This window comes from Mastigocoleus testarum BC008 (genome assembly GCF_001456025.1).
Lineage (GTDB): Bacteria > Cyanobacteriota > Cyanobacteriia > Cyanobacteriales > Nostocaceae > Mastigocoleus > Mastigocoleus testarum.
In genome coordinates, this window is the sequence record NZ_LMTZ01000006.1 from 14,214 (window position 1) to 40,205 (window position 25,992).

The 25,992-nt window shown below is 35.6% G+C and carries 13 protein-coding genes; 6 read left to right on the forward strand and 7 right to left on the reverse strand.

Annotation, left to right across the window (positions count from 1 at the left end; all coding sequences use genetic code 11):
* Positions 1 to 147: 147 nt before the first annotated feature.
* Positions 148 to 1,596, forward strand: coding sequence for a sodium/glutamate symporter (locus BC008_RS02335; RefSeq protein ID WP_027845276.1), 1,449 nt, complete (start codon positions 148 to 150; stop codon positions 1,594 to 1,596).
* Positions 1,597 to 2,153: 557 nt separating this feature from the next.
* Here BC008_RS02335 and BC008_RS51110 read toward each other — a convergent pair.
* On the reverse strand, positions 2,154 to 3,470 hold the full coding sequence (locus tag BC008_RS51110) for a sensor histidine kinase (protein ID WP_321170065.1): 1,317 nt from the start codon (positions 3,468 to 3,470) through the stop codon (positions 2,154 to 2,156).
* Positions 3,471 to 4,848: 1,378 nt separating this feature from the next.
* Entirely contained in the window at positions 4,849 to 6,255 is a 1,407-nt protein-coding gene (locus BC008_RS02345; RefSeq protein ID WP_027845277.1) for an amidohydrolase, read from the reverse strand.
* A gap of 97 nt (positions 6,256 to 6,352) precedes the next feature.
* On the opposite strand from BC008_RS02345, the gene BC008_RS02350 reads away from it, so the two are divergent.
* Complete coding sequence (locus tag BC008_RS02350; RefSeq protein WP_027845278.1) at positions 6,353 to 7,147, forward strand: cysteine hydrolase family protein; 795 nt, start codon at positions 6,353 to 6,355, stop codon at positions 7,145 to 7,147.
* Positions 7,148 to 7,262: 115 nt separating this feature from the next.
* The gene (locus tag BC008_RS02355) at positions 7,263 to 7,715 is read left to right on the forward strand and encodes a cupin domain-containing protein (protein WP_027845279.1); all 453 of its coding nucleotides are present in this window, start codon (positions 7,263 to 7,265) and stop codon (positions 7,713 to 7,715) included.
* Positions 7,716 to 7,923: 208 nt separating this feature from the next.
* Here the strand turns inward: BC008_RS02355 and BC008_RS02360 are convergent, their stop codons facing one another.
* Both BC008_RS02360 and BC008_RS02365 read right to left on the reverse strand, forming a co-directional pair.
* On the reverse strand, positions 7,924 to 9,672 hold the full coding sequence (locus tag BC008_RS02360) for a ShlB/FhaC/HecB family hemolysin secretion/activation protein (protein ID WP_027845280.1): 1,749 nt from the start codon (positions 9,670 to 9,672) through the stop codon (positions 7,924 to 7,926).
* A 278-nt stretch (positions 9,673 to 9,950) separates the two neighbouring features.
* Positions 9,951 to 13,553, reverse strand: coding sequence for a two-partner secretion domain-containing protein (locus BC008_RS02365; RefSeq protein ID WP_058183044.1), 3,603 nt, complete (start codon positions 13,551 to 13,553; stop codon positions 9,951 to 9,953).
* 1,139 nt (positions 13,554 to 14,692) lie between these two features.
* On the opposite strand from BC008_RS02365, the gene BC008_RS02370 reads away from it, so the two are divergent.
* Entirely contained in the window at positions 14,693 to 17,374 is a 2,682-nt protein-coding gene (locus tag BC008_RS02370; protein WP_058183045.1) for a glycosyl hydrolase family 18 protein, read from the forward strand.
* A 247-nt stretch (positions 17,375 to 17,621) separates the two neighbouring features.
* The gene (locus BC008_RS02375; protein WP_036268537.1) at positions 17,622 to 20,414 is read left to right on the forward strand and encodes a CHAT domain-containing protein; all 2,793 of its coding nucleotides are present in this window, start codon (positions 17,622 to 17,624) and stop codon (positions 20,412 to 20,414) included.
* Positions 20,415 to 20,939: 525 nt separating this feature from the next.
* Here the strand turns inward: BC008_RS02375 and BC008_RS02380 are convergent.
* The 3 genes from BC008_RS02380 to BC008_RS02390 form a co-directional block, all read right to left on the reverse strand.
* Complete coding sequence (locus tag BC008_RS02380) at positions 20,940 to 21,770, reverse strand: DUF928 domain-containing protein (RefSeq protein ID WP_082650461.1); 831 nt, start codon at positions 21,768 to 21,770, stop codon at positions 20,940 to 20,942.
* A gap of 483 nt (positions 21,771 to 22,253) precedes the next feature.
* Positions 22,254 to 24,191: a sensor histidine kinase gene (locus BC008_RS02385; protein WP_027846543.1), complete on the reverse strand. Its 1,938-nt coding sequence runs from the start codon at positions 24,189 to 24,191 to the stop codon at positions 22,254 to 22,256.
* A 39-nt stretch (positions 24,192 to 24,230) separates the two neighbouring features.
* Complete coding sequence (locus tag BC008_RS02390; RefSeq protein WP_036268585.1) at positions 24,231 to 24,899, reverse strand: response regulator transcription factor; 669 nt, start codon at positions 24,897 to 24,899, stop codon at positions 24,231 to 24,233.
* Between the two features lie 555 nt (positions 24,900 to 25,454).
* Here BC008_RS02390 and BC008_RS02395 point away from each other — a divergent pair.
* A partial coding sequence (locus BC008_RS02395) for an RNA-guided endonuclease InsQ/TnpB family protein (RefSeq protein ID WP_161938067.1) occupies positions 25,455 to 25,992 on the forward strand: 538 nt, incomplete at its 3' end.

The following is a 25,992-nucleotide window of genomic DNA, read 5'->3' on the forward strand; positions in this document are numbered from 1 at the left end:
TAAACTAATTTTCAGAAAATATCATCTGATTTGCGGTAGATAATATATAATCTGCGATCTGCATTCATAAGAAATAGAAAAGATATGCAGATAAAACTATCCTGGGAGAGATTTTAATTACTTTCTCAGTAATTACAGCAAAATAACATGTTTAGACTCATAGATGTTTTCTGGGCTTATATTTTTATCGCTGTATTAATTCTTGTAGGGCGCTTCATTAGACAGCGAATTAGAATTTTGCGATCGCTTTATATTCCAAGTTCTTTGGTCGCAGGCGTAATTGCTTTATTATTAGGTCCAAGTGTTTTAGGCGCAATTGTTGCAGCCAATAATCCTGCTTCACCTTGGGCGAATGGACTTTTCCCCGAAGCAATTCGAACTGTATGGAGTCAATCACCCAGTATTTTTATAAACATAGTATTTGCAACCTTATTTCTGGGACAATCAATACCTGGTTGGCGAATGATTTGGCGTCAGGCTTCTCCCCAAGCAGCTTTTGGACAAACTTTAGGGTGGGGACAATATGTCATTGGTTTATTGCTCAGTATCACCGTATTAACACCTGTTTTTAAGTTACCTCCCATTGCTGCAGCCTTAATCGAGGTGGGTTTTGAAGGAGGACATGGAACCGCTGCAGGTATGGCGCAGACTTTTGAGCAATTGAATTTCCCTGCAGGTAAAGACTTATCCTTAACCTTAGCCACCATTGGACTGGTAGGTGGTATTGTTGCTGGGACTTGGTTGATGAATTGGGGAAAAAGTACTGGACGCATTCAGATAGAACGCCAAACAGAGATCGATTTAGATATCGAGCAAAGTAAAGAAAATCAGATCAATGTAGAAGGTCATTCAGATATTGAAATAGCAAGAAAATATCTATTTCGGGATTTATTGATCGATCCAATATCCCTGAATTTTGGTTTTGTAGGACTAGCAATTGCTGTAGGTTGGTTGATACAACAATCATTAATTTTGATTGAGTCACTTACCTGGGGGATGGGAGAAGGATTTAGATTGATGCCTTATGTTCCTTTGTTTCCCATTGCCTTGATCGGGGGAATTATAGTCCAATTACTTGTGGTGCGTGTTGGTAGCAGCTACATGATTAGCAGACCTTTGATGGAGAGAATTGGTGGATTAGCACTAGACATAACAATTATCACTGCTTTAGCCACAATTTCTTTGACTGCATTAGGAGAAAACTTACCGGCTATATTAATTTTGTCAGTGGCAGGTATTCTTTGGAATATATTCGTTTTCATTTTTCTCGCGCCACGTTTGATTCCTTTTTATCCTTACGAAAGAGGATTGGGAGATCTGGGGCAGTCAATGGGAGTGACTTCTACCGGTATATTGTTATTAAGAATGGTGGATCCAGATAATCGTTCCGGTGCATTTGAGTGTTTCGCTTACAAACAATTACTATTTGAACCAATACTTGGTGGCGGCTTATTTACTGCAGCTGCACCACCGTTAATAGCAAGATATGGTGCATTTCCGATTTTATTATTGACCTCGGGGATGTTGGGATTTTGGCTAATTTTTGGCTTTTGGAACTGCAAGGAGCTACAAAAAGATTCACAAAATGACATCTAGTGTAAATATCGGTATGTGGGATAGGAATCTATCAAGTTCTGATAGGCTCTTATGTCTGGGGAAGATGCAAGAGGTTAATGGACCACGAAATTTATAAATTTCCAAACATTTTCTTAAAGACCATTCGAACTCTTTACTGATGATCGCTTATCGAAAATAGTTCGTCAAAATTTATTCAAAAACCTGTGATAGTTAAGTTTGTAAGAGAAAAATTCTTCGAGAAAACAGGAAGAAATACTATACATCGATACTCATAAACGACTATAACAGGTTTTTGATATTCAATAGTTTATATTGAGCATATCGACAGAATTAGCCACAATTTTACTCTACACTCGATATCAAAATAACAAACGTTTCGCACATAGGTGTATTGTTTATATTTACTGTGCAGTGAATTATAGTGAATTACGATTTAAGCAATTTTATGGCGTTGCTGAATAGAGAATGCTAATCAAGAAATTAAATTACTGAAACATTAATTTTTTGTAGATAGTAATTTTTTGTAGATAGTTGTATCAAAAGCATTACGCACTCACCAACGCCAATTTTACTTTTTATGTTAACTTCACTACCATGTCATGAGTTATATCTCGAATAGAATCTTGATTGTGTCGAATTGGTAAAGTAATTGTGAACTCAGTTCCTTTGTTGAGTTGAGAATCAACTGCTATCTTACCTTGATGTTTTTCAATAATTTTATAAGATATCGAAAGTCCCAACCCAGTTCCTTTCCCAACTGGTTTAGTAGTAAAAAACGGGTCGAATATCTTGTTGAGAATTTCTTGTTTCATACCAGGACCGTTATCTACAATTTTTATCTGAATATGGTTAAAGGAAATTCTTGCAGTATGAATAATAATTTTTTTAGAGTAGATTGATTTATCACCCAGTAAAGCATCTGCAGCATTACTCAGAATATTCATAAAGACTTGGTTTATTTGTGCGGCTAAACACTCCACTGGTGGTAATTCACCATAATCGCAAATAATTTCAATTTCTTTAATAAATTTGGTACTGAGAATTAGTAATGTACTGTCTATCCCCGCATGAAGATCGACTTCCTTTATTTCTGCTTCATCTAAGCGGGAAAAGTTTCGTAAAGAAAGAACTATTTGACGAATTCGTTCCGAACCATTTTGAATTGATGATAGGGTCTTGGGTAAATCTTCTTTCAAAAAATCCAGTTCAATATTTTCAATCATATTCTGAATATCTGAACTCGACTCAGGATAATTTTTTTGATAAAGTTCGACTAATTCTAGGAGTTGACTAGTATAGGTTTTTGTATAGTTAATATTGCCATAGATAAAAGTAGCTGGGTTATTAATTTCATGTGCTACCCCAGCGACCATTTGACCTAAACCCGCCATTTTTTCTGTTTGAATTAAATGACTTTGTGTTTGTTGTAATTCACTAAGTGCTTGATTTAGTTTTTGGGTTTGGATTAACAATGAGGCATTAAAGCGCCAAAATACAATACCAAGGGATCCTGCTGCAAAAATTAAAGATGATAAAATCCCTAAGTAAGATATGAAGTCAGCTTGTTCTTTTTGATGTTTATAATCTTTGCTTAAACAATCTATTTTCTCGACAATTTTTTCAAATGTTGGATCTACCTCTTCTTTGTCTATTTTAATTGACTGTTTTATCTTTCTTTCTGCAATTAATTTAAATTGTTCATCCTGGAATTTTTTATATTTTTTGTACAAGCCGAGAATTTCATATAGCTTTTCTTGATTTGGATCGATTTGAGTGATTGCATTTATTGTTGCAGTCATATTATCGCGAGTTTTTTCTATCTCTTTGAGGTTAGACTCATCTACTTTATTTTCTGCAACTGCTTCCAATTCCAGAGCATTAATTCTGTTCAATTGCCTAGCTATTTCTATTACTAATATTTCAGATCTATAACTTCTATCTGACCATTTTTTTATGCTAAAAATACTAATGCTTGTAATTATCGCAACAAGACTCGATGCGACTAAAACTGACCATTTTGGCAAATGGAATTTAGTATCTCTATGATTTTTTACCATCACGATATACAATACTAGGAAACACAAAATTTTAATCTACACGAAAATAGCGTCAGATACTAAAAAAAATCTACCAAAGTTAAGCATTAATTATTCAACGAAGAGAAATATCACTTTGGATAGATATTATTAGGTGAAACAACAGCTATTTTAAATTTAAATGTTCGTTTGTCAATATATTTTTCGATAGAATAAGTCACAGTTATAAGGTACTAAGAAGATTTGGGAAACATTAGATATTATATCGTTAGGGTTGAAATTATTTCCTAATTTAACTTATGAAAGCTTTAGTTTACTGAACAAAACAAATAATGCTATGGAATGTTATAAAAACGAGTAATTTTATGGTTGGAAGTTTTGTGGTTGGAAGTTTTGTGGTTGGAAGTTTTGAAATTGAAAATTTCTAATTTATAATTTCTGAACATATCTACCTAGTACACTAGAGCATAAATAAATAGTCAGTTTTTTTAGTTATTGGGTAAACCAAAAGTCTGTCTGGGAGAGAGCAACGCCCGCGCATGGGCGTTGCTAAAACTGGCTATTTATTTCCGCCAACCTCTACTAGTATTTCATAACATGTCTATATTGTGCCACTAATCGACCAGTTATTCTTTTGGCACTTTCAAATTGCATTGGATGATGGGGTATGAGTATTTATATTGAGCCAGGAGATAAATATAAAAATTTTCCAATTAAATAAAACATTACCTCTGCATAAATACCGCTATATCCTAAGGCATATTTCTCTAGAATAAGGATATAAATATAAATTCTAAGCTATACCCATCATGAAATACTACATAGCAAATATATATTTAGGTTATGGAACAAAAAGAATCAAGAAATGATAATAAATACTCCTTGTTATATTTATTGCAAAATACTTTCTGGTAAATTTTTATAACAATTGATAAAATAATTATCTAGACTAATAAGTTAGATATTGTTGATAAAAAATCAAAATAAAATTGAGAGTAATAAACTATAATACTTTCGTATCCTGTAAATCAATTTTTACATTGATTTGCAAAGAATATAGCTCGATTACTTTTAGAAGTGAGCGTAACTCGAGCCGATAAACATTCCTTGCAAATCCCATTAGCAAAGTATTGATTTTGAAGGCACAGGTTTCAAAGTTATAGTTTTGAAAGTATTCTTTTTGAAAGTGTTATTTTTGAAAGTGTTATTTTTGAAAGTATTATCTTTGAAAAAACTAATCTTTCAAATTCATTATCGAACGATAGTGTTGTTCTAGTTCAGCAACTGTTTTTGACTTTCGTTTTGTTTCCCATTGACTGCGATTAAATAATTCTTGTCGGAGTCGATCCACATTAACATTTTTGACTTTGTTATTATCAACTATTTGTTTACCATTTACCCAAACACTGTCAACCACATTTGTGGGACGTCCCAAAACTAATAAGCCGATGGGGTCCGTACGTGGTAGTAAAGATAAATCAGTAAGGTTGTACAGTACTAAATCTGCTTTTTTCCCAACAGCCAAAGAACCCAATTCTTCAGCAAGGTTTAATCCTTTTGTTCCCCCTAAAGATGCCATTTCTACTGCTTGTTTTGGTGTAATCCAGTGCTGATAATCTGCATCAGTTACGTTATGCAAAATGGAGCCAATTTTAATGGCTTCTAATAAATCTTGGGAATCGTTGCTAGAAGCACCATCACAGCCAAAAGAAATATTTACTCCTGCTTGACGGTATTTCAAAATAGGAGCAATACCGCTACCCAAACGTAAGTTACTCAAAGGGTTATGAACAACTGTAGATTGATTTTCTGCGAGAATGTCAATATCACTATCTGTAAGCCAAACGCAATGAGCAAGGGAAGTACGGGAATTTAAATAGCCTAACCTGTTAAGATGTTCGACTGCAGTACAACCATACTTTTCTTGAGCGAGTTTCTGTTGTGCTTTGGTTTCAAGTAAATGAGAGTGACGACAAAGGTCGTAATTATTGCTTAGTCCAACACATCCTTCAAATAAAGCATCGCTACACAACTGAATTCCAGTAGGAGCTAAGGCAAAATAGATCCCATCTTCTGGTTTGTGGAACTCCTCGATCGCAGCTTGCATCAGTTCCAAAGTTACCTCAGTTGGACGAAAATAAGATTCATGTACTTGTTCGTCGGTTTCCCCTGAGGGAATTCCTGCAGCGAGTGGTTGGTCTTGAATCAAAGGAGCAATAAAAGCACGAATACCAACTTCCCGATAAGCCCGGACTGCTGCAGCTATAGTTTCTAATTCTCTATCTGGAATCAATACCAAATGATCGACGACGGTAGTACCACCAGACATCAAGGTTTCCACTGCTGTTCCCAAAGCACTTAAGTAAACTCTTTCGATATCTAAGGGAGCAAAATCATAAAGTTCCGCTAACCACAACTCCAGGGGTAAAATTGACATAATTCCCCGTTGCCACATTTCAGAAGAGTGAGTGTGGGCATTGACAAAACCTGGAAGTAGTAGCTTATTCTTACCATTTACAGCTGTACCAACTGGATCTAATTCTGGAGCGATCGCGGCAATAATTCCATCACTAATTTGTACATCTACACTCTTATAAGCATTTTCATCGGGAATTAAAACATTTTGAATCGTAAAGTTCATAATTTTCCCCTTAATGATTTTAACCTTAGTTAAGTAATCGGACTCTCAACAGAATTTCGAGTTACAAAATAAAAAATGGTGTTAAGTGTTGCAAGTTATGAATTCACCACTTCGAACTTTGGGAGTTGGACCAAATAGTTGGTCAGTTAATGAATCTATTGCAGATATTACTAGAACTGCTCAAACCACACAAAAAGTTATCTTAACAACAGAAAGTAAAACTTTGCGATTGGATTTGCAAAAGACAGCCATTCTAGTTATTGATATGCAAAATGACTTTTGTCATCCTGACGGTTGGTTAGCACATATTGGTGTAGATGTTTCACCCGCACGAACTCCGATTATACCTTTACAAGGTTTATTACCTGTAATGCGGAGTCAAGGAGTACCAGTAATTTGGGTTAATTGGGGTAATCGCCCAGATTTACTAAATATTAGCGCGGGTCTACGTCATGTTTATAACCCAACGGGAAACGGTGTAGGCTTAGGGGATCCGTTACCCAAAAATGGAGCAAAAGTATTAACGAAGGGTAGTTGGGCTGCTGCAGTAGTGGAAGAATTAGAGCAATCTCCTCAAGATATTCATGTGGATAAATACAGGATGAGCGGATTTTGGGATACACCTTTAGATAGCATTTTACGGAATTTAGGCAAAACAACTCTGTTATTTACTGGTGTAAATGCAGATCAGTGCGTTCTTTGTACGCTGCAAGATGCAAATTTTTTAGGGTATGATTGCATTCTGATTAAAGATTGTACTGCTACCACTTCACCAGAATATTGCTGGCAAGCAACATTATACAACGTCAAACAAATATTTGGTTTTGTTACTGATTCAACAGCAATTTTAGCAGCATTAAATAATTCAGCAAATATAGCATCAGACCGATAAACGATCTCAAAATAAGTTATCTCAAAATAAGTGTTCTAAAAAATAAATCATCTGACAAAAATCTTTCTAGATACAGATAGATGGTTGAACAAGATTAGGGGGAATAGATAAATCCATGCAGATTTCCAGTTGCGTTATTCCTGTCATCAAATCTCCAGAGGACTACCAAGCATATCGTATTAGTCCCCACGATACTAACCGACTAGCTATTGTTTTCGACCCAGCAGTTGCGAACACGTCGTTAACTTGTTGTGTAGAAATTTTTGATGTTGGCGGTAAAACACCTCCAAATCGACATCAGTTAGCAGTAGAAATGTTTTTTATCCTTAAGGGTAACGGTATGGCTAGCTGTGATGGAAAAACAATACAAATTAAAGCTGGAGATAGTTTATTAGTTCCACCAACCGGTACCCATGTCATCGAAAATACAGGAAATAATCGTTTATATGCCTTAACAATAATGGTTCCCAATGAAAATTTTGCCGAATTGATTCGTAGTGGGGTACCAACAGAATTAGATGCGGAGGATATGGCTGTTTTGGGAAGATTAGATGGTTTTAATATCTGATTAGTATCCTAGTAGGATATATCATTATTTTTGTTCGCAATTTTTGTTTGCATAAATCCAAAGTTTACTGTAGTTATTTCTCAATTTTGGCGATATGTTTGTAGAGAGGTATCACAGTAACTCTCTACCTTTTTTTTGAAGTTACTTATTATATAGTTTCGTGTAATAATGTTAGGAAATGACTTGTGCTTGGGGGTAGAGCTACGATTCAAAATGGTTGATAGCGCAGTGAGAAGTAAAGACCATTTTCTTGTAGAGAGTTACCTTCTTTTTCACGAGCTACTAAAGGTATACCATAGTCTAATTGTAAAAACAGATCGCGTTGTGGTTGCCAGTTTAAACCCAATCCTAAACTTGCAATGGTCTGTGGGTCTGGGTTTTCTCCTCGATTGTTCCAAGCAGTTCCCAGATCAAAAAACGGTCTAATTTGCAATGAGTTATCTGATGTTAGAGGAAAGCGCAATTCAATCGAACCAATAATCCCATTGTCAGTGACAAGTTGATTTTGGCGATATCCCCGGACCGTATCTACTCCCCCAATACTAATTTTTTCCAAAGGAAGTAAAGCATCTGGTGTCAGTTGAGCATTAACTTTACCTAAAATTAGAGTCCGAGGTGAAATTTGCTGAACCCATTGAAACTGTCCTAACCAACTAAAGAATCGTCCATCAGTACCGGTGTTGTTGATAGTTGCATCAAATGCATCAATACCAAAACTAAATTGCGATCGCGCAGCAAGTACTTGTTTTGCATTCCGTTGTAACCAGTCTTGAGAAAAGCGAATTACTGTTACTCTAGATTCACCTTGTTCTGTTCCCTCGGAAAATGAAAAGGGAAGATCATCAAACAAAAATGTTTTACTGTCACGTAGATCTAAGGTTAAACCAAGAGCAAATTCTGTATTGGGTTTCCTAACTAAAGGTTGTCGGAAACCAAATGATAAAGTTTCTGAGTCACTGCGTATATCCAGGTCTGCAAATCGATTCTCAACTATCTCACTGTTGTTATTGCTGTAGCTGATGTTAAATTTACCATCTAAGGCATTCAGTGGTATTGTGTAACCTAAACTGTATATATCTAAACCTTCTGTTAAACCATATTCAGCACTAAATCGATCGCCAATACCCAACAAATTATTGTAGTTAGCAAATACTGTGCCTTGGAAAGAACCTATAGTGGGAGACTGATAATTATTAACGAGAACACCTGCACTTAAAGCGGGTACTTCTTCTAATTGTAGCTGTAATATATTCCTACCAGGAGCGCTACCTGCAGTCAACTCTGCATTAACTCGCTCCAGTAGTGGGTCGAGTTGTAATAGTTGTAATGCTTCTTCTAAACGTTCGCGGTTTAAAGGAGCTTTGGTAAATAATCTGAGACGACTGCGAATATAATTTTTTTGTAGTTTATCCAGACCACTAATTTCAATTTTTTCTAGTTCGCCTTCCACAATCTGAATTTCTACAATTCCAGTTTCTAGAAATTGGTTATTTAAGATAAATGCACCAGATGTAATATAACCATTATCAATATAAAGTTGGGTAATTTCAGAGCGTAGTTGAACTAAGTCTTCAAAAGACACCGAGCAAACTTGAAGAGCACAGTTTTTATATTTTGCAATAAGTTTATCTATCTCATCAAAGAGAACCGTATTACCCAGGACCTTAATTTGCTTAACATTAATTTTCCCACTACTTGGGGTTTTTGGTCGTTGTCGTATATCTTGGGAGGGTGTTTCTAAAGGAGAAGGTTTAGAGGGTTCTGGCTCGGAAGGTAAAGGTACTCGTCTTGGTTTGGGAATTGTTTCTTCTATTCGTCGTGAAGGGATGTCTGAGGGAATATTTAATTCACTAGGAGAAGTTAATTGTGCGCGAGCGACTTGTTTTAATGGTATAAAACCGGCAAAAATTAAACTGAAAGCTCCTAATTTAATGATTTTTTTTGCGATCAACTGCATGTTATGTGTACTTATTCAAATATATAAACTCGAAAAAATTAAATAGAAAACCTAAATCGAAAACTACGTATATAAAAGATGTGCCGAATTACGATTGGTATCGCACAACTATGCTTCATCGATGGAACAAACCAAGTAAGTAGGCGAGAAAAAAAGTAAACTGTGCAAATAAATATAAAATATCCGTATTTGGCTTGTAGTAGCGCTTTAGCGCTAAAGCATGATTACAAATAAGTTATGATTTTTCTTCCTAACCTACTCATAAGGAATAAAACTTTTCATTTCCCACACTCTCGACTTAGAATCCGTCGCCCATTTTCCAAACTATAAACTCCTGTTGGTTCGACAATTGGATCGCCAATTTTCCATTTCTGATTCGGTTTTTTGGCAGAACTTTCCTCTATAGTTCGGACTTTAATTGCAGAGTATCTTGAAGGTAATGTATCCCCCGGACGATAGGGTAAACCTGCGGTCCCAGTAATAAAGAAACTACCATTACGTTTTTTACTTCTGACAACACAACTACTCGCAACTAAAGCTTCGCTATCAATTGGGTTTTCTGTCAGTTCCGCAAGATCGTCTTGCAAAAAGCTATTATCTGTAATACCAATAATTGTTCCAGAACTAACACTACCACTGGCATTGACATCTACTCGACTGTTACCATCTAATCGATTTAGCTTTTCTTCCGTAAAAGAGTTCCCAGTTTCTGATGTGGGGCTAAAAAGAGAGTCACTTAAAAAAGCATTAGTGTTAAAAATAATATCACCTCCGCTACCTTGTGGAGCAAAGGCAAAGATGTCACTATCTTCTAAGGCTACTATGGCGTTGGCATTAAGATTTATATCGCCACCACTACCTGTTGTAGTGGAAAGTATAGTTTTAATATCACTGTTATTGCGGAGAATGATATTTTTCCCTGCAGTGATATTTATATCACCTCCACTAGATTTTTCTGCTTGAGTGAGAACTTGTCCATTGTTAGCATTAAAATTATCCTTAACGCTTATATTGATATTACCTGCTACATCCGTTCCTTCACTTTCTGCAGATACTTGACTACCACCAATTATATCAAAATTTGTAGAACGAACTGTAATATCGCCGGCTCGACCATCTCCTAAAGTCTTGGTACTAATAAAACCAGTATTACTCAGTTTAATATTGGGAGCATTGATACTTATTCCCTCTGAATTACCGATTGCTCCAGAGCCCACTTGACTGCTTGAATTAGAACTCAAGGAACCATCTTTAGATTTACCATCAAAAATCACGCGATCGCGACCAGTAATACGAACTGCTCCAGCATTACCTTTTCCTAGGGTACTAGCATCAAGAAAAGCACCGTTGGTAATTTCGACATTATCGGCTTCAATCTCAATTCCACCTGAGTTACCCTCAGCCCCACCAAACACTTGACTTATTGCAGAACTTACAGGACCAAAATCAAAAGTAGATTCTCCATCAAAAACCACTCGTTCAGTAGCAGCGATTCGAATCAAACCAGAATCACCCTTTCCAAGGGTAGTCGCAGTCAGTTGAGAACCATTCCTAATCTCAACATTACCGCCATTAATTTCGATTCCACCCGAGTCGCCTTCAGCATTTTCTTTAACTTGACTTATTGCAGAACTTACAGGACCAAAACCAAAAGTAGATTCTCCATCAAAAACTACTCGCTCGGTACCAGTTATGCTTATCTTGCCCGAATTTCCCTTTCCAAGGGTTGTAGCAGTCAGTTGAGCACCACCAGTAATCTCAACACTACCGCCATTAATTTCGATTCCACCCGAGTCGCCTTCAGCCCCACCAAATACTTGACTTATCGCAGAACTTACAGTGAAAAGGGGAGTAGATTCTCCATCAAAAACTACTCGCTCGGTACCAGTTATGCTTATCTTGCCAGAATCTCCCTTCCCAAGGGTAGTTGCAGTCAGTTGGGCACCACCAGTAATCTCAACATTACTTCCATTAATCTCGATTCCCTCCGAGTCACCCTCAGCATTTTCTTTAACTTGGCTTATTGCAGAGCTTAGATTTCCAAAACGAGATACCCCGTCAAATACAACTTTGTCAGTAGCATTAATTTTGATCAGCCCTGCATTTCCTCGGTTGAGGGTGGTAGCACTAAGTTGACCACCATTAGTTACTTCAACATTATTTGCGTTGATTTCAATTCCACCCGAATTACCTACAGCATTTTCTCTTACTTGACTAAATGCAGAACTCAGTTTTCCAAAAGGAGATTGGTCATCAAAAACAACCTTGTCACGAGCAGAAATCGTAATTTTACCTGCATCTCCCGTACCTAAAGTATTAGCGCTGAGTTGACCGCCATTAGTAACCTCAACATTACCCGCATTAATCTCTATACCACCAGAATTACCTACAGCATTCTCTCCCACTTGACTAAATACAGCACTGAGAAATCCCAGAGGCGATTCTCCATCAATCACTACTTTCTCACGAGCAGTAATTTGAATTTTCCCCGCATTTCCGATTCCAAGGGTATTAGCTTCTAGATAACCACCATCGAATACCTCAACACTACCAGCGTTAATCTCTATACCACCAGAATTACCTACAGCATTCTCTCCCAATTGGCTAAATGCAGAGCTTTGAAATCCCAGAGGAGCGCCATCAAATAGCACTTTATTTGTTGCATTGATTAAAATTTTACCGGAATTCCCACTTCCTAAAGCACTAGTATTGAGTTGACCGCCATTTTTTATCTCTACACTATCCGCATTGATATCGATGCTACCTGAGTTACCCACAGATCCAATCTCAGTTTGATTGAATACACCACTGCGTGAGCCGTTGGGTACTCCATCAATAACTATTGTTCCAGTAGCATTAATTGCAATGTTTCCCGCTTGAACTCCAGGTGAACCTAAACCAGAGGAAATTCCAGCAAGTATTTGACTTCCTTCTATAATCTCTAAATTTCCGGAATTAATTATACTATCCCCACCGCCATCGGCACGCAGATTTACCCTTGCGCCACTGTTAAGGGATACATCACTCCCGTTTCCCTGTTCTGGGAAACTTAAGCTTAAGTTATTTCCGTCTACATTTAATCCAACTGTGCCTATACTTGCTAAACCTCCTAACTCAACTCTCCCACCAACAGCAGATATTCCTCCTTGTTCTTCCTGACCGTCAATATTGATATTTCCACCCAACAACAACAAACTGTTTCCGTCGCCAACCCGCAAACCTGTCAAACTATTTCCTAAGATATCCTCACCTGCAGGTGCAACGCTTGTACTTTGAATTGATGCTTGAGCATTTATTCGATTAAATAAAAAAGCCGAAGGATTAACTGTCAATAATTCAGAAGGTAACTGAGGACCGGTCGCACTAAACAAACCCCGATTGCCAAATTCAATAGCATTTGCAGTCGTCACCGCAAAGGAACCATTGATATTTAAACTTGCATTTCTCCCAAAAATTATTCCATTGGGATTAATTAAAAAAAGATTGACATTAGAAGGGTCAAAATTTCTACTTGAAATCGTCCCTAAAACACCATTAATGGAAGAAGCATTACTTCCTGTTACCCTGGTTAATACATTTTGAATCGTATTATTCGGAACTACAAAGTAAGCTCCTCGTCCTTCACTGACATTAAATTCCTGAAAACTATGAAATAAATTTTGGCCTCTTTGGGCTCCTGCTTCAATCAATTCACTGGGAATTCCATCTGGATTATTTACATTAGGAATAACTTGTGAACCCTCAGCACCCAAAGTATTATCTGGTGTAATGTTACTTTGAGCGAAACATGGTTTAATCAATGCTGTGCTTAGATTGAAAAATCCCAATAATACTATCTTGGTGACTAAATCGCATAAGCCATTGGAGTTCACATTCTTCATTTCAAGCCCTTGTGCTTTAAAAATAATAGTTAAATGTCAAAACCTTCAGATTTTGAGGTCTTAAACTGCTTTAATATGTAAAGAGAGAAAAACTAAATACTTTGAAAATTTAGTAAAAAATTTTCTATAAACTTTTGTTCTAAGTTAAACAAGAAATATTGTACATTGTTATAAAGTTTTTTATGCATTTTATATGAAACTTTAATTTATTTCTACGACCTAACAATATCAAAAAATTAATACATTAACTGAGGAGATAAATAAAATACTTCGATTTAAAGTGTATATACGAATGAAGTTTTTAGTTAAGTATAGGGACATAAATATTAAATTTAACTTGGGCATAGATGTTAAACATATTATTTTTAAGCTGTATACCTAGTAAACATCAGTTAGTCAATAAATCAATATCTATTTAGTTAGATATATCAGATTGCTATAGCAACCTTGTATAAAATCGAAGATAATACCATTTGCAAGGCAATTTCAGTTGGAAGCATATTCACATAACTAAACAGGATTATCTATAATGCATGAAAAACACCACAAAAGTGCATTCCAAATAAAGTAGAAGTTTTATATGATATTTGAAACTGTTCAATAAGCCATTGTTCCATACAGGTAATCGGCAGTAGTGTCCTGTAATTACTTTTTTTGTATTTTAGAACTCTTGACAAACAACTATCTCAAATTATTTGCCTCCGAAGTTAAGCACTTTTATGACTAAGCTGTTGCGATATATGGCTTTAATATTTGCCCTGAAAATACTTAATCTGTGAGTTTGTATATCACTAATATAAATACTCCTATAAATAATTTTATTTCTGGAAAAGCTAAAATTTTTGAATCCTTGCTTTAGAGGAGAAAATATTACTTACATTTGTTAACAGCTAATGTCTTCAGAGTTCAAACTGCGCTTTTTAGAAGCTTCACATACTACACTGCGAATAATCTGTATCCTGATATTTAACAAAGAATCATATGGTTAAATGCTTGTCACACCTTTATCCAATTAAATTAAGTTCTAAAAAACATTATGCAAATCAAATAATTCAATCAATTTTTTTTTGGTTGCAAGTAGATAAAGTCAAATAGAAAAACTTTAGAGAAGTAATTCAAAATAAAAAGTGAGGAGTGTTATGACTACTTTTGGAGTAAAAAAAATAGCTACAAATAATTTTGGTCACTCCCAAGGATGGAGTAGTTTCGATAAATATCCGCGACAAATAGCTGATGTTAACGGAGATGGTCGAGACGATCTAATTGCTTTTGGATACGATAATGTTGTGGTTTCTTTGGGTGAGAGCAATGGTACTTTTGGTCCAGCTTTTGTAGCTAATAACGATGGCTTCACTGTAAGTAAAGGAGATTGGAGTAGCTTTGATAAATATCCCCGTCAAGTGGCTGATGTTAATGGAGATGGACGGGCGGATATTATTGGTTTCGGGTACGACAAAGTTTTGGTGTCTTTAGGTCAAAGTAACGGTACTTTTGGTCAAGCGTTGATAGCTGACAATGATGGTTTCACGGTAAGCAAAGGAGACTGGAGTAGTTTTGATAAATACCCCCGTCAAGTGGCTGATGTTAATGGAGATGGACGGGCGGATATTATTGGTTTCGGGTACGACAAAGTTTTGGTGTCTTTAGGTCAAAGTAACGGTACTTTTGGTCAAGCGTTGATAGCTGACAATGATGGTTTCACGGTAAGCAAAGGAGACTGGAGTAGTTTTGATAAATACCCCCGTCAAGTGGCTGATGTTAATGGAGATGGACGGGCGGATATTATTGGTTTCGGGTACGACAAAGTTTTGGTGTCTTTAGGTCAAAGTAACGGTACTTTTGGTCAAGCGTTGATAGCTGACAGTGATGGTTTCACGGTAAGCAAAGGAGACTGGAGTAGTTTTGATAAATACCCCCGTCAAGTGGCTGATGTTAATGGAGATGGACGGGCGGATATTATTGGTTTCGGGTACGACAAAGTTTTGGTGTCTTTAGGTCAAAGTAACGGTACTTTTGGTCAAGCGTTGATAGCTGACAATGATGGTTTCACGGTAAGCAAAGGAGACTGGAGTAGTTTTGATAAATACCCCCGTCAAGTGGCTGATGTTAATGGAGATGGACGGGCGGATATTATTGGTTTCGGGTACGACAAAGTTTTGGTGTCTTTAGGTCAAAGTAACGGTACTTTTGGTCAAGCGTTGATAGCTGACAGTGATGGTTTCACGGTAAGCAAAGGAGACTGGAGTAGTTTTGATAAATACCCCCGTCAAGTGGCTGACGTCAATGGAGATGGACGGGCGGATATTATTGGTTTCGGGTATGACAAAGTTTTAGTATCTTTAGGTCAAAGTAACGGTAATTTTGGTCAAGCTTTACTCGCTAAAAATGATGATTTTACTGTAAGTAAAGGGAACTGGAGTAACTTCGATCTATATCCCCGTCAAGTTGCGGATGTGAATGGAGACGGAAGAGCAGATATTGTTGGTTTTGGACCCGATAATGTCCAAATTTCTTTGGGTCAAAGTGATGGTACTTTTGGTGCAACTACCGTAGCCAAAAATGATGATTTTACCGTTAACAAGGGTGGATGGAATAGCTTTGATACAAAGCCACGTCAACTTGGTGACGTAAATGGAGATGGTCGCGCTGATATTGTTGGTTTCGATCAAGATGGCACTTATGTAGCTTTAGCCGATGATAATAATACAACACAACCTGGAAATAACGAACGCATTGTAGGTGGATATTTACCATCTTGGGAAATTAATGGTAATACTGACCCTGCAAGTATTCCAGGGGATAAATTGACACATTTGTTCTATGCTTTTGTGGATGTTGATGCTCAAGGTAATATCAAACTTAACCAAGATACTGGTTTGGATGGGGATATTGACGCACTTAAATCTATTAAGGCTCAAAATCCTGATTTAAAAATTCTTGTTTCTATCGGTGGTGCAGGAGATCCTGATTTTTCTCCTACGGCTTCCAATCCACAATCTCGGGCAAATTTTGTCAATTCTGCCGTCCAATTTATGAGAAACAATGGATTTGATGGTATTGATATTGACTGGGAATTTCCTAAAAAAGAGGAAAATGATAATTACTTGAAATTACTTGGGGATCTCCGTCAGGAAGTTAATAAGGTATCTTTGACAGATGGTAAGGATTATCAACTAACTACTGCTCTTTCAGCTTCTCCCTATCAATTATCTCCATCAGACTACGGTGATAGTCCTTATGATTTGAACCCAGCAGTTTTAAAACAGACTTCCGAGTATGTTGATTTTATCAACGTTATGAGCTATGACTATCATGGTCCTTGGGAGCAGAAAACTAATCATCAGGCTGCGTTGTATAAAAATAGTAATGATAACTCCTATAACAGCGATAAATTAAATGTGAGTTGGGGTATTCAAGAATATTTAAATGCTGGAGTTGACGCTAAGGACATTGTTCTTGGAGTTCCGCTCTATAGTTACAGTTGGACTGGAGTTAATCCTGGAGCAAACAATGATGGTCTGTTGCAAAGTGGTACCCCTGTTCCAGGTGAAAATGCAATTCTATATAAAGACCTCTACGACAAAATCGATACTAATGGATACGAACGTTACTGGGATGATAGCGCACAAGTACCCTACGTTTATAATTCTCAAACACAGGAATTTAGTACCTATGAGGATAAGCAATCAGTTCTAGGAAAAATTGATTATCTGGAACAACAAGAATTAGGTGGAATGTTTTTTTGGCATCTTGGTGGTGATTTACCAATAAATAACCCCGATTCGCTAGTTAATACTGCAGCTTCCAAGTTAATGGTGTAGAAATTTTGTAGAGCAGTATATTGCAAATTTACTTCTAATTTTCAAAGCAGCTAAATTTCAATATATTGGGGGTTTTGAATATTTCCACACTGGGATGAATATGCAGAATTTCTAGCTTTGTCTATGAAGTTTGTAGTCGTGCTTGATCGCGACTACGAATAACTTTTTATCGCATGGAATAATTAGAGATTAAACCCGAGTTGATATGAATAAATAAGTTAGTCGGAGGTCAAAACAATATTTAACTATGTCAAAGCCATACATAATAAGAAGACGTAGAATATTAGCAGCATTTTTTCTCATCAGCTTCATATTTACTTTTTTGCTCAGCCATGTTTCCATTGCAAATACCCAAGTTGCATTTGGTAGGGTTGTCCAAGCACAAAATCAAAATACTGATCAATTGGTAGAGAAAGGTAAGAAATATTATGAGCAGGGTCAATTTAGGGAAGCAGTCCAAGAATGGAAGATAGCTCTGGAAACATATAAGAACAATAAAAAGCTTCCCCAAGAAGCAATTGTTCGGGGAAATTTAGCAATCGCATATCAACAACTTGGCGATCTAGAAGAAACAGTAAAACAGTGGGAAGAAGTAGTTATTTTATATCGTCAACTAGATAATTCCCGCGAAATAGGAAGAGCACTTACGGAATTAGCCCAAGCGTACAGCATTTTGGGGCAACCAAAAAAAACAATAGAACTTATATGTGGTGTAGAGGGAGAAGATGTAGAGTTTGAGAGAACCAATCAAAAACCAAATTGTATCCGAGAAAGTGTATTAGAAATTGCTAAAACTCAAGCAGATGAAAAAGTAAAAGTTGCTGCGTTGGGAATTATTGGAGAAGCATATCGTCAATTAGCTCAATATAAACTGGCAATTAAATATCTTGAAGATGGAAGAAAAATTGGCGATACAAATGATAATTTTTTAATATTAAATAGTTTAGGTAATATCTATTTAAGTCAGGCCCAACTTTGGAAACTACGTGCAAATTCTGTTAAAAATAGTATTCCTAGTATTTATTTAGAAAGCAAATATAATGAATTTGTCAAGCAAGCAAAATCTTCTTATTACAAAGCTCAAAAGAACCTTGAAGACAGTTTAGAAATAGCTCGCGAACAAAATGATAAATCTGCTCAGATGAGAGCAATTATGAACTTAACCCATGTTTATGTTCGCAGTAAAAATTTAAAATTATTTGAGCAAAACCAACTAAATCAACTTGTACAACAAGCTGTATCACTTTTGGCAGAATTACCGGACTCTACCCAAAAAGTATATGCAGCTATTGATTTAGCAAATTTACCTGCTAATGCTGTTGATACTTTATCACTAAACCAATGTACTAATACTCAAAACTTAAATCGAAAGCTTCCAATAAATGAAGTTGAGGAATTACTAGATAAAGCCATAAGAATAGCAGTAAATATTGGAGACTCTCGTTCTCAATCTTTCGCTTTAGGAGCGAGAGGACATGTTTATGAATGTCAAGAAAATTATGAACAAGCTTTAGCTTTAACTAGACAAGCATTAATAGTTGCTGATCGAGATTTAAAAACTAGAGATAGCTTATATTTATGGGAATGGCAAACAGGAAGAATTTTACTCAAACAAAGTAAAAATAATACATCTCAGGCTATAGAAGCTTACGAAAGAGCATTTCAGACTTTAGAAAAAATTCGTAGTGATATTCTCACAACAAATAGAGATTTTCAACTAAACTTCCAAGAAATAATTCAACCAATTTATCGTAAGTTAGCCGAACTAAAACTTGAAAGTACAGAGCAAGTTGTCAGCTTACAAGATAAGTCAAATATAAAGTCAAATATAATCGCTAGTAAAACACTAAATGATGTAAACAAAAATTTGATTGCAGCCCGTAAAATTATTGATTCTCTCAAATTAGCAGAATTACAGAACTACTTCGGTAATGAATGCATTTTGGCGTCTATTAGAGAAAAACAAGTTGATGAATTATTAGGAAATAATACAGCAGTATTCAGCTCAATAATTCTCGAAAATAACACTGCTATTTTACTTAGCTTACCTAATAAAAAGACATATTTTCAGTGGATCAAACAAAAGAACAGTCAAAATATTAGTACTGTACAACTTGACAAGTTAATCCAAAACTTCCGTCAAAGTTTAATCGATGCGCGTAAGGATTTTGATTATGATACCAGCCAAGCTGCTGAATTATATGAATTATTAATTGCACCTTTCGAGAACTATATAAATCCTGAGGAAATTAAAACTCTTGTGTTTGTTGAAGATGGATTTTTTCGTAGCGTTCCGATGGCTGCATTATATGACGGCAAACAAAATAAATATTTAATTGAAAAATATGCTGTCGCTACAACACCGAGCTTAAGTTTAACAGCACCAAAAAGACTCAATACGGAAAGTAGTCGTACTTTAATATTAGGTGTTAATAAAACAGCAAATATAGATGGGAAAGAATATCCAGCTTTACTCAATGTAGAACAGGAAATTAAAAGTGTTGAGAATGTATTACCCAATACAAAAACTCTTTTGAATGAAGATTTTACTGCAGATAACTTGAGAAAAAAACTCCAAGAAACTGTTTATCCCATTATTCATATTGCAACTCATGCCCAGTTTGGTATTTTGCCAGAAGATACACTTCTAGTTGCAGGAAATAATCAGAAATTAACTATCAGTGAACTGGAGAAAATATTCAGAGAATTCACTGACGGTGTTGACTCGGTTGAGTTATTATCCCTAACTGCTTGTGAAACTGCTGTGGGAGATGAACGTTCTACTTTAGGTTTAGCTGGTATTGCTTTACAAGTTGGTGTTAGAAGTACATTGGCTTCTTTATGGTCATTACCGGATGAATCTACCTCAGTTTTAGTCAAAGAGTTTTATCAAAATTTACGTTCGGGACAAAGTAAAGCAGAAGCTTTACAAAGAGCCCAAGTAAAATTGATTCAAGCGAAGAATCAAAAGGATATTAATAATCAATATGATAATCCCGGGTTTTGGGCTCCCTTTGTCATGATTGGAAATTGGCTATGATTTGGGTGGAGATAATATTTAGCAAAAATAATTAAGGGAAGAGATATATTAAAGCGAGGGAAGAGGGAAGAAGGAAGAAGTTTGGAATTGCATTCGTGGCGCTAGCCGCGCGTCTTCCTTGGGGATTTAAAACCCAACGCATTCACGCTTCCTCGTGCGGGCGTATCTTACACCGTATGACACAGGCGCGCGCCCTAACGGACGGTCTTCTCAGCGGGGCGTTAGCACAAGGGGAATATACCCTTCAGGCACGCTACGCGCTTCATCCCATATTTGTGTTTATGAAAGAAGTTTACTCCCAACTTCGGCCCTCTCATGGGTAGGTATTTCGTATTTGGTCATTTTTTCGCAATTTTAGGGAATAATTAAATCCTAAAATGACCAAACCACGTTAAGCCGTTGAGAAAATTATCAACTATTTCCGCAATACCAAAAAACCTACCCTTGAAAGCTTCTTCCTCCTGGCTTCTTCCTTCTTCCTTACGAACGTTCAGCTTGCTGCGTGCAAAGTTCGTTAACTCAATATCAACTTCCCCCTGCTATCTTTTCCAAATAATTTTTTCGCTGCTGAATTTTCTTATGCAAAATCTCCGTTTTCTCTGGCTGAAAATCGTCCGGGATAAAATTATCCGAGCTAGCTAGGTTCCGTAAAATATCAGAGCCGATATGTCCTAACTTTCCTTGATTAGGTGCAAGTTTTAAAGCTTCTTCCAAAGCTTCGTACCATAAACCTTGCTGTGCGTAAACATATGGTTTTTGAGAATTTTTTGTCACCTTTGACAGTTGTTCCTGAAGAACTGCAGGTTTTTGAACAACCATAAATTCTCCCCTTTTTACAAAAGGACCGCTAGAACAATTAATTGATATTTGCCAAATATACCTTTGACCTACTGTAAGCGGAGATTGACTGCTAGGAAAGGATAACTTATTAATACCCGATATACTTTTGTACTGAATTGGTACGCCTATTTTCTTCGGTGTAGATGTACCTTTATCTAACTTAAATAAACGGAATTCTGTTAATTTTTGTTTAGATATAAACCAAATAAAACTTGGATTTCTAGAAGTTGTTTCTCCTACGAATGTATTCGGTGCAAGTATTGTTAAAGGTATATTTTCTCCAGGACAACCTCTTGAACCTCCAGCTCTGGAGTAATCGCTGGGTGGCTTTCTCCTAGTTCTTTTAGATTTAGAGATATTTGTAGATTTTTCCAATAAAGACGAATGATTTTCGTTCGCTAGTGAATTTTTCCCATCTATTATTAATTCCAATACAAAGACAAATACAAATAGTAAACTAATGAGTACCTTATAATTAGTGTCTCTAAGCAACATACAAAAAATTCGATTAGTCATAATTTTATTTTTTATAAAGCAGTATTAAAAACAAAATGTTTATTCATACACAAAGCTATATGCTTAAAAATATGTTTATAAGTGCCTTATATCAAGCGATAAATATACCAAATGTGTTACTTTAGACATGGTGTAAAAAATTAACACTAGACTAACCTCTATGTTTTTGCTGTCTATTAAGTTTATAGGGAATATCAGCATTTACTTATGCAAAATCAAGTGAGATTGAATCAGACTAGACAACCTAATTAAAGTTAGGTTTTACAACATGCAAGAAGCACTATCAAAACTATTTCAAGCTTGGGAATTAAGTTTTCTATGGCAATCGTGGGTTTAAATTTGCCATAATATTATTTATTTAGAATAATTGCATAGATAATTTCTACACGTTCAGCTGATGCAAAAGTTTCTGCAAATTGCGTGCAAAATTAGTTTTTATAATTATAAATTACTTGAAATCAATAATATCTATAGGGTAACGACCTAAATTAAATTTCTAAGTGTAATATATATTTTATGGATAAAATTTATTTTTAGAGTTAAAGGCCAATTAATCTCACACAAACAACCTTTAGGGGAAATAGACTCACGTTTGAAATTACCTGCTAATTTGCGAGCTAAATTTTTACATTGCTTCGTACCTTTACTTTCTCTCGGTGAGTTTATTCCGCATCCATTATCTTTTACACTTAATCTGTACCACCCATCGTAAATTTTGCCGGTTACTTGAATACGTTTAGCACCATTAGCATGCTTCCCCACATTACATAAACATTCTTCAAGAAATTGGCATAGCTCCCGTTTATACTCAATATTTAAATATCTATCTTCTATAGGTTCGAAAGAGCGAGTTTTTACTTTTATAGTATTGAAGTATTTTAAATCATTCCTTTGTAAAGTACTACTGTAAACTTCATAGAAAAGTTCGTTTACCGGTTTATTTAAATCTAAAATTAAACCACTCCCTAATCGTAATATTTCTTCGCTATTCAAAGTTTCTTGTTGGAGAAAATCACCAATACTTCGAATTTCACTATTAAGTTTTTCCAGCTGTGAAATAAGTTGTTCTTGTGGTAATTCCTCTGTACGTAGACGACTTAAAGCATTCGCCAATGTTTGTAACGGACCATTGTGAATAATAGTAAATGTGTATTCAATAGTAGATTGTCGTGCATGAATTTGAGATTTTAATGCTCGGTCATGTTGATAAAAAGCGAAAGCACTTAATCCGAGACCATTAATTGATAAAATCAACAAGCATGGCGCGATAGGAACCCACCACCCCCACAATATTAAAGATAAATAACCTAATCCTATTAAAAAAATACTACTAGCACTAACTGCTAACAAGTTTTTCCATACTGACTGTGTTAACCGAGCAATAATAATTGGTACAAAACCCCAAATAATTATCCACGCATACTCTATGGGTTCTGACCAACTCTTTAATAAAGGTCGTCTGTTGATAACTGCATTAATAATTTGACTGGTAGCGTGAGCGTGGTATTCCACCCCAGAAATTATTCCATGTAATTTTAACCCAGAAATTGCCGAAGTATAAAAATTATCTGAAGAGCTAACACCGGTAATTCCAATAATTACTATTTTACCTTTTAGCGATTGTTTTTTTAGTTTATTATTTTTGATGTCGTGAAGTGAAAAAACTCGAAATCTTTCTTTGCCGTTACGAAAATTAATTAGTGTTTGAATTCCTCCATCATCAGTGTTTACATACCCTCCCGTATTGGGTTGAAAAATTGGAATCTCTGTAGAATTAAATTGGACATAACCTGAGTCGCTAATATTTTCTTCTAAGTAGATATTTTCAGAAGACAAATAAGCTTTTACTAAACGTAGAGAAAAAGAAAATTTATCTTCTTTTTTATCGTTGGGTTTATCAGGATTAGGAGTCCATAGTAAATGACGTCTATATTTACCATCTCGATCTGGAATAATATCTACAAACCCAACTTGTTTTTGAGGTAAATCTGGAGGTGGAGAAATTTTTTCTGGATTTAAAACTTTTTCTATACCAATTAAATTTTTAGTTTCTTTAAATACTTGACTTAGCTGATTACTTCCAGGTTCTACAGGTACATTTTTGAAAATATCTAGACCAATAATTCTGGGTTTATAATTACTTATTTTTTTTATAAGTTCTGCTATCTCACTATCTGGTATTGGATAGCGTCCTATTTTTTCAATATCCTTTTCATTAATACCAACAATTACTATTTTCTCATCTATAGGTTCATGCGGACGCATTTTTAGAAAAGTATCAAATAACATCCATTCTGGAAATTGTAGCGAACCACTAAAACGAGCGATAATAACTATCAAAATAATCACTATTCCAGGTATAGATGCAGCTCGCCAAATTGGTATTTCATCTTTAATAATTTTTATAACTTTTTGTAACATTAAAATTTGTCTTATCTTAAAAAAATGCTCCCGAAAATTTTAGTCTATTAATCCTTCTTCCCTAGCCCTAATTTCAGTTTGAATTCGCATATTTTTACCACCTTGCTTACAATCTTCAGGATATACATTTAAAGCATCTTGAATTTTTGTCCAATATGTACGTACTGTCCGCTCGTGTAAATGCATTTTTTCTGCAATTACCTTATCCTGTAATCCTTCAGCAAATGCAAAATTTAAAACTTCGAGCCATTCTGGTTTTAATTCCAGTCCAGTTTTAATATCTTTAGTGTGAGTTGCTCCATTTATTGCTAAGTTGACTCGACTTAACATATCCTTCTCAGATAGTCCTTTATCTGCAATAACAAAACCTCCTTGATGCTCATCAATTTCATATTTAATTCTTACTAGTGCTTTCGCATAACTACTTTGCACCATAAAATTCTGAAGTGGATATTGATTTAATAAATGCTTAATGAATTTGATACCTGTATCAACATGGGCAGTCATTCCTAATTTTTCAGGAATTGATAAGTCTAAGATTATTAGTTCGAATAATGAGTTATTTTTTTGATTCTTTTCTATCTCATCTAGAGCATTTTTAACTGTTTGAGCTATATGAATTTCTATCTCTGGATACTGTTTTTGTAGCATATTTAATGTTCCAGATATAATTAGATGATGGTCGTCGACAATAAGGACTTTTGACATAATTATTTGTGATGTTTACAGTAAAATTGATTATCCAAATATTTTCCGAAAGCTAGCTATGAAATTTTACTTTAATTAATAGAAAATAAACATTACAAATAATATATGTACATCTTATGATAATCATTACTTATGGCTATGATGTGTGGTTTTGATATATCCTGATTCGAAGATAAAAACTCAAATATCTTAACTTCAGCTAATGCAGACAAGAATAACTGAAATTCGATTTAATATAGCGTTATTTTAGTAGTTACAAGTTTAAATATGTATGCAGAAAAGTGTATAATTTGAACGTATTTCGCGGCAGTCCCCATTCTCAGCACAGCGGAATGGGGAAGGATAGCGCGTCAATCAAGGGGGTTCAATGCCCCTTTGATTGACAATCTCCTGATAACTTCACGGATTACATCTGATTGTGTTCTTTCTGTTAGTTGGCAAAACTTCGTTAAATGCTCGTACTCCCTGTCTGATATTCGCGTAGTTACTTGTTTCATCGCTGTCAATATGCTTTCAATTTGCTACTATGTAAGAGTAACATACAGGTCGAGTGTTATGGCTACCAAACGAATTACTTTTAGACTTTATCCGTCAAAAACTCAAAACGATAAGATGCATTACTGGCGTAGGTTACACAAAGACCTGTATAACGCTTGCGTTGAGCATCGTAGGACTTCTTATAAAAAATTTGGTAAATCTGTTGATTATTACGATCAGCAGAATTGTTTACCCAAATTTAAGGAGTATTGGGAAGAATATAAAGAGCTTGGTAGCCATGCATTACAAGATACTGTTAAGCGTGTTGACTTTGCTTTTAAGCGGTTTTTTAAACTTAAATCTGGATATCCAAAATTTAAAGCCAGTCGCAGATACAAGGGATGGACTTATCCTTGTAAATCGGGTTGGAAAGCTTGTACCAACGGGAAACATGGTTATCTGAAAATCACTAACCTAGGTAACATCAAAATGCGTGGTCAAGCGCGTGATTGGGGGACACCTAAAACTTGCACAATTATTTTTAAGCAAGGTAAATGGTACGCTTCAATCACTGTTGGTTGCACACCTACCCGATATCAGACTGATAAAGATGCAA

Bases quoted from the DNA above. Each gene is read 5' to 3' on its own strand.
- BC008_RS02335 (WP_027845276.1), top strand. From the start codon at position 148: ATGTTTAGACTCATAGATGTTTTCTGGGCTTATATTTTTATCGCTGTA.
- BC008_RS02345 (WP_027845277.1), bottom strand. From the start codon at position 6,255: ATGAACTTTACGATTCAAAATGTTTTAATTCCCGATGAAAATGCTTAT.
- BC008_RS02350 (WP_027845278.1), top strand. From the start codon at position 6,353: ATGAATTCACCACTTCGAACTTTGGGAGTTGGACCAAATAGTTGGTCA.
- BC008_RS02355 (WP_027845279.1), top strand. From the start codon at position 7,263: ATGCAGATTTCCAGTTGCGTTATTCCTGTCATCAAATCTCCAGAGGAC.
- BC008_RS02360 (WP_027845280.1), bottom strand. From the start codon at position 9,672: ATGCAGTTGATCGCAAAAAAAATCATTAAATTAGGAGCTTTCAGTTTA.
- BC008_RS02365 (WP_058183044.1), bottom strand. From the start codon at position 13,553: ATGAAGAATGTGAACTCCAATGGCTTATGCGATTTAGTCACCAAGATA.
- BC008_RS02370 (WP_058183045.1), top strand. From the start codon at position 14,693: ATGACTACTTTTGGAGTAAAAAAAATAGCTACAAATAATTTTGGTCAC.
- BC008_RS02375 (WP_036268537.1), top strand. From the start codon at position 17,622: ATGTCAAAGCCATACATAATAAGAAGACGTAGAATATTAGCAGCATTT.
- BC008_RS02380 (WP_082650461.1), bottom strand. From the start codon at position 21,770: ATGACTAATCGAATTTTTTGTATGTTGCTTAGAGACACTAATTATAAG.
- BC008_RS02385 (WP_027846543.1), bottom strand. From the start codon at position 24,191: ATGTTACAAAAAGTTATAAAAATTATTAAAGATGAAATACCAATTTGG.
- BC008_RS02390 (WP_036268585.1), bottom strand. From the start codon at position 24,899: ATGTCAAAAGTCCTTATTGTCGACGACCATCATCTAATTATATCTGGA.